Origin of the sequence: Streptosporangium sp. DT93, from assembly GCF_049844535.1 — a bacterium.
Lineage (GTDB): Bacteria > Actinomycetota > Actinomycetes > Streptosporangiales > Streptosporangiaceae > Streptosporangium.
The window spans coordinates 246,424-252,701 of record NZ_JBNCLF010000011.1 but is presented as its reverse complement, the minus strand read 5'-3'; the positions used below and the strand labels follow the sequence as shown (position 1 = coordinate 252,701).

2 protein-coding genes are annotated in these 6,278 nt (G+C 71.1%); both read left to right on the top strand.

Annotated features, from left to right (window positions below):
* Positions 1-15: 15 nt before the first annotated feature.
* Positions 16-1,293 (top strand): phosphoglucosamine mutase, encoded by a 1,278-nt coding sequence (glmM, locus tag ACLQ2R_RS23860; protein ID WP_425962775.1) that lies wholly within the window; start codon positions 16-18, stop codon positions 1,291-1,293.
* 663 nt (positions 1,294-1,956) lie between these two features.
* A partial coding sequence (locus ACLQ2R_RS23855; RefSeq protein ID WP_425962733.1) for a beta strand repeat-containing protein occupies positions 1,957-6,278 on the top strand: 4,322 nt, incomplete at its 3' end.

Sequence of the window (6,278 nt, the reverse complement as noted above, 5' to 3'; positions counted from 1 at the left end):
GAGCACCCCAGGGCCCTGTCGGTGGCGGCGGCCCAGGTCGGCGCCCAGGCGGGGGGGTTCCACGGCGCCGGGCGCCAGCGCCGCCCCGTCGCCGTCGTCGGCCGGGACCCCCGCGCCTCGGGAGAATTCCTCGAGGCCGCGGTGGTCGCCGGCCTGGCGTCGTCCGGCGTGGACGTCCTGCGGCTCGGCGTGCTGCCCACCCCGGCGGTCGCCTACCTGACCACGGCTCTCGGAGCCGACATGGGCGTGATGATCTCCGCCTCCCACAACCCCGCTCCCGACAACGGGATCAAGTTCCTCACCCGCGGCGGATACAAACTGCCCGACGCGGTGGAGAACGAGATCGAGCAGCGGCTCGGCGAGAAGTGGGAGCGCCCTGTCGGTGCCTCGGTCGGCCGCGTGCGCGAGGCGTACGGCGAGGCCGACCGTTACGTGTCGCACGTGCTGTCCACCACGGACGTCCGTCTCGACGGCCTCGACGTGGTCATCGACTGCGCCCACGGAGCCGCCCACCTGGTGGCCCCCGAGGCGCTGCGGCGGGCCGGAGCCACCGTGGAGACGATCGGGGTGCGCCCCGACGGTCTCAACATCAACGCGGGGGTGGGCTCCACCCACCTGGACAAGCTCCGGCAGATCGTGGTCTCCCGCAACGCCGACGTCGGGATCGCCTACGACGGCGACGCCGACCGCTGCCTGGCTGTGTCGCACACCGGTGAGATCATCGACGGCGACCAGATCATGGCGGTGCTGGCCATGGCCATGCACGCCGAGGGCACGCTGTCCGGTGACACCGTGGTGGCCACGGTCATGTCCAACCTGGGCTTCAAGATCGCTCTCAAGGGCGCCGGTGTCGACGTCGTCGAGACCGCCGTGGGCGACCGCTACGTCCTGGAGGCGATGAGGGCCGGGGGCTACAACCTGGGCGGGGAACAGTCCGGGCACGTCCTGATGCTCGACCACGCCACGACCGGTGACGGCCTGCTGACCTCGCTGCACCTGCTGGCGGTGGTGGCGCGGCAGAAGCGGCCGCTGGCGGAGCTGGCCTCGGTGATGACCCGGCTGCCGCAGGTCCTGGTGAACGTCAAGGGCGTGGACCGGACCAAGACCTCGGTCCCGGAGCTGTCCGCGGCGGTCGCCGCGGCGGAGTCGGAGCTGGGCGAGACCGGCCGGGTGCTGATCCGTCCGAGCGGCACCGAGCCGATGATCCGCGTCATGGTCGAGGCGGCCTCGGCCGAGCAGGCCGAGTCGCTGGCCGGTCGCCTGGCCGACGTCGTCCGTACGGCCTGCGTCTGATCCGCCCGGTCCGTACGGACCACGGTCGAATCGGGTGAACCTTCCGAGCACGGCCCGCACCTCTCGTGCGGGCCGTGCTCTGTCGTGTGCCCGGTTCTGGCGTGTGGTTCTCACATCCGGGTCCACGACCTCGGCTCGCACCACCCGGTTTCCACCTCCGGTCCGCGGTGTCCGGTTCGCCATCTCGGTCTTCGTGACCGTCCGTCATACGAGATCTTCGTGACCGTCCGTCACACGAGATCTTCGTGACCGGCCGTCACGTCAAATCTTCGTGACGGCGCCGCGCGGTCAGTGCAGCGTGCGCTCCGCCGTGCTTGATGCGACCCGTCTTCAGGGCTTGTCATGTCCTGTTTGTTCGGTGACACGCCATGCTTCACATGAATTGACACCCTGAGTCGTTGATCAGACACTTTTAGTGATACAAGAGGGATTTTCTCTAAAATCGCTCATCGTGCCGAACGGCGTGAGTCCCGGTGGGCATCCGGTCACCTCGATCGTCACGATGTCCTACGCGGTGCGAGGCCGCCGACCTCATGATCGATCGAAGGGGGTCGCGTCGTGTTTCCGCTCCCCGCTGTTCTCCGCGGCGTCCCCGACCGGGGAGGGACGGCCCGCCCTCGTGGATCCGGCGGTTCCGGCCGGTTCGCGGGCCTGATCGATGGCTTGCCGCCGAGGCGCGGGCGGGCACTCGCCGGGATGCTCGTCCTGAGCGTGGCCGCCGGCGCGCTGAACGCGCCGGCTCCCGTGGCCGCGTCGACCGGCGTGGCTCCCCGGCTGACGGTCGCCCAGACCAGCTACAACGCCGCGACTCTGCAGCCGGGCGACCCGGTGACCTACACCGTCGTCGCGGGTGTCGCGGCGGGCCAGCAGGAGACCTCGCCGGTCACCATCACCCACATGATGCCCGAGGGGACGGTGCCGGTCGGGGCGTACGGCACCGGGTGGGTCTGCTCGGCGCCGTCCTCGCGCTCGGTCACGTGCACGAACTTCGCCACGCCGTTCGCGGCCGGGGTGACGTTACCCCCGCTCACCGTCGTGGGCATCGTCACCGGGACCGGCGTCACGCCGGCGCAGATCCGCACCGGCACCGTGGTCACCGCCTCGTCCAACGACGCCAGCCCCGCCTACCTGTCGACGACGACCGCAGGCACGCTGCCGGCGACACCCGGCGGTGTCTCCCTGAATCCGTCTTCGGGCTCGACGGCCGGCGGTAACACGGTGCTCGTGAGCGGGACGAACATCTCCGGTGCCACCGCGATCGAGATCGGCACCACGGCCCAGCAGCAGGCGGGCACACCGGTCGTGCTGCTGCCGTGCCCGGCCGGGGTCAGTGTCGGCTGCTTCGTCAACAACGGCAACGGCACCCTGACGATCCCCTCCATGCCCGCCAGGACCCCGGCCGGTGTGGTCACCGTCACCGTCGTCACCCGAGGGCTCGCCGCGTCGGCCACCTACACCTACGTCTCCGCCCCCGCGGCGCCCGCCGCGCCTACGGCGGTGGCCGGAGTGGCGAGCGCGACGGTGAGCTGGACGGCGCCGGCGAGCAACGGCAGCGCCATCACCGGCTACGTCGTGACCCCGGCCCGCAACGGCGTGGCCCAGACGCCGGTGTCCTTCAGTGCCTCGGCCACCACCAGGACGCTGACCGGGCTGACGGTCGGCGCGACCTACACCTTCACCGTCACCGCGGTGAACGCGGTCGGCACCGGCACGGCGAGCCCCGCCTCCAACGCGGTCGTCCCCTACGCCGTCCCCGGCCGGCCCACCATCACGGCCGTCACCGCCGGGACCTCCTCGGCGGTCCTGACCTGGACCGCGCCGGCGGCCAACAGCAGCCCCATCACGAGCTACGTCGTCACGCCCTACATCGGCGGTGTCGCGCAGCCCACCCGGACCTTCGACGGCACCGCGACCAGCCGGAGCATCACCGGGCTGACCCCCGGCACCTCGTACACGTTCACCGTCACGGCCGTGAACGCGGCGGGCGCCGGCCCGGCCTCCCTGGCCTCGGCCGCCGTCGTCCCCAACGTGCCGCCCGCGTTCACCTTCGCCGCGCCGCCGGCCGGGGAGGTGAACGTCGCCTACGGTGTCGCGCTGACCGTCGCCGGCGGCACCACGCCGTATGTGTGGTCGGTCAGCGCGGGCGCCCTGCCGCCGGGCCTGACGCTCAACACCTCCAACGGTGTGCTGTCGGGCACACCCACCCTGGGAGGCAGCTACTCCTTCACCGCCCGGGTGACGGATGCCAGCACGGTGAGCGCCACCCGGGCGGTCACCCTGGTCATCACCCCGGCACCCGTGCTGACGTTCCCGGCACCTCCCAACGGGGAGGTGAGCATCCCCTACAGCGTCGCGCTGACGGTCACCGGCGGCACCGCGCCGTATGTGTGGTCGATCACGGCGGGTGCCCTGCCGCCGGGCCTGTCGCTGAACACCTCCAACGGTGTGCTGTCGGGCACACCCACCCTGGGAGGTGTCTTCTCCTTCTCCGTGCGGGTGGTCGACGCCTTCAACCAGAGCAGCACCAGGACGGTGAGTGTGACGATCGCGGCGCTGCCGGCGTTCACGTTCGTCGCGCCGCCCCCCGGACAGGTCGGGGTCGCCTACAGCGTCGCGCTGACCGTCGGCGGAGGGGTCGCCCCCTACACGTGGTCGGTCAGCGCGGGCGCCCTGCCGCCGGGGCTGACGCTCAACACCTCCACCGGAGTGCTGTCGGGCACCCCGACGAAGATCGGCAGTTCCACGGTCACCTTCCGGGTGGTCGACGCGAACGGTCTCGCGGACACCAGGTCCGCGACGCTGGTGATCACGGCCGGGGCGCTGGTCACGGTCAAGACGGCCAGTGCCTCCTCGGCGGCTCCCGGGAGCACGGTCACCTACACGATCACCGTGAACAACACCGGCACGACCGCCTTCACCGGCGCGACGCTGGACGACCCGCTGGCGGGCGTCCTGGACGACGCGACCTACAACGGCGACGCGACCGCGAGCGGCGGTTCGGTCTCCCTGACCGGCCAGACCCTGACCTGGACGGGCAACGTGGCGGCGGGGGCGACCGTGACCATCGCCTACTCGGTCACGGTGAGGAACCCCGGCACCGGGAACAAGGTCCTGGCCAACGCGGTGACCTCCCCGACGATCGGCAGCACCTGCCCGGCCGGCGGCACCGACCCCCGATGCTCGGCCACCGTGACCGTGTCCGGCCTGTCCATCGTCAAGATCGCCGACGTCTCGACGACGACGCCCGGCGGAACGGTCCGCTTCACCGTCACGGCCACCAACACCGGTCAGACCTCCTATGCCGGGGCGACGTTCGTCGACACGATGAGCGGACTGCTGGACGACGCGGTCTACAACGGCGACGCGACCGCGACCACCGGCGTCCTGTCGTCCAGCGGTTCCACCCTGACCTGGACCGGGAACCTCGCGCCCGGCGCGAGCGCGAGGGTCACCTACACGGTCACGGTGCGCGTTCCCGACACCGGCGACCGCAGTCTCGTCGACACGATCTCGTCCGGCACCCCGGGGAGCACCTGCCCGCAGGGGAACCTCGCCCCGCAGTGCACCGTCACGGTCGCCGTCCTGATCCCGGCACTGGTCATCACCAGCGGCGCGAACGTGAGCACCACCACCCCCGGATCGGTGGTGAACTACACCTTCACCGCCTCCAACACGGGACAGACGTCCTATACCGGGACGAGCTTCGCCATCTCCTTGGCGGACGTGCTGGACGACGCCACCCTCAACGGTGGCCTCGCCGCGACGTCGGGCAGCACCGCTCCCGGCCCCGGCGGTGTCGTCACCTGGACCGGGAACCTGGCCATCGGTGCCTCGGTCACCGTCACCGGGTCGGTCACGGTGAACGACCCCGACACCGGGAACCGGATGTTGCGCACCTCCGTCACATCCGCCGCGGCGGGAAACACCTGCCCGGTGGGCAACCAGGCTCCCGCGTGCCTCACCAACGTCGCGGTCCTCATCCCCGGCCTGACGATCACCCAGACGGCCGACGTACCGACCACGACCCCCGGCTCGATCGTGCGTTACACGGTCGCGGTCACCAACAGCGGACAGACCCCCTACACGGGGGCCACGTTCACCGGCGCGCTCGCCGGGGTGCTGGACGACGCGACCTACGACGCGGACGCCACCGCGAGCAGCGGTGCGGTCGGCTTCGCGGGGTCCACGCTGACCTGGACCGGCGCTCTGGCGGTCGGTGCCACCGCCACCGTCACCTATTCGGTCACCGTCGACGATCCCGACACCGGCGACAGGACGCTCACGAGCGGGGTCTCCTCGACCACCACCGGCAGTAACTGTGCCGCCGGAAGCGGGGACGCGCGATGCTCCAGCAGCGTGACGGTTCTCGTCCCGCAGCTGACGATGACCGTCACGACCCCGTCGAGCACCACGGTCCCCGGGAGCGTCGTGCCGTACACGCTCACGATGACCAACAACGGGCAGACCCCTTACGCGGGCATCAACGCCACGTTCGTCATCGCGGACGTGCTCGACGACGCCGTCTACAACGGTGATCTTGTGACGAGCTCGGGCAGCATCACCATGAACCCGAACGGTTCGCTCCTGTGGGCCGGGGACATCGCGATCGGCGCGACGGTCACCATCACCGGATCGGTCACCGTCAACGACCCCGACACCGGCGACAAGGTCCTGCGAGGCTCCATCACGTCCGCCGCGCCGGGCAGCGGCTGCCCTGTCGCCGGTGCGACGGCGCCGGGCTGCTTCAGTGTGGTCACCGTTCTGGTCCCGGCCCTGCTGCTGGGGATAGCCGCCGACACACTGACCGCCGCGCCGGGAGACACCGTCACCTACACGTTCACGGCCACCAACACCGGGGAGACCCCGTACACCGGCGCCGTGGTGAACAACCCGCTGTCCAGGCTCCTCGACGACGCGGTCTACAACGCCGACGCGACCGCGACGAGCGGTGCGGTCGGTTTCGCGGGGTCCACGCTGACCTGGAC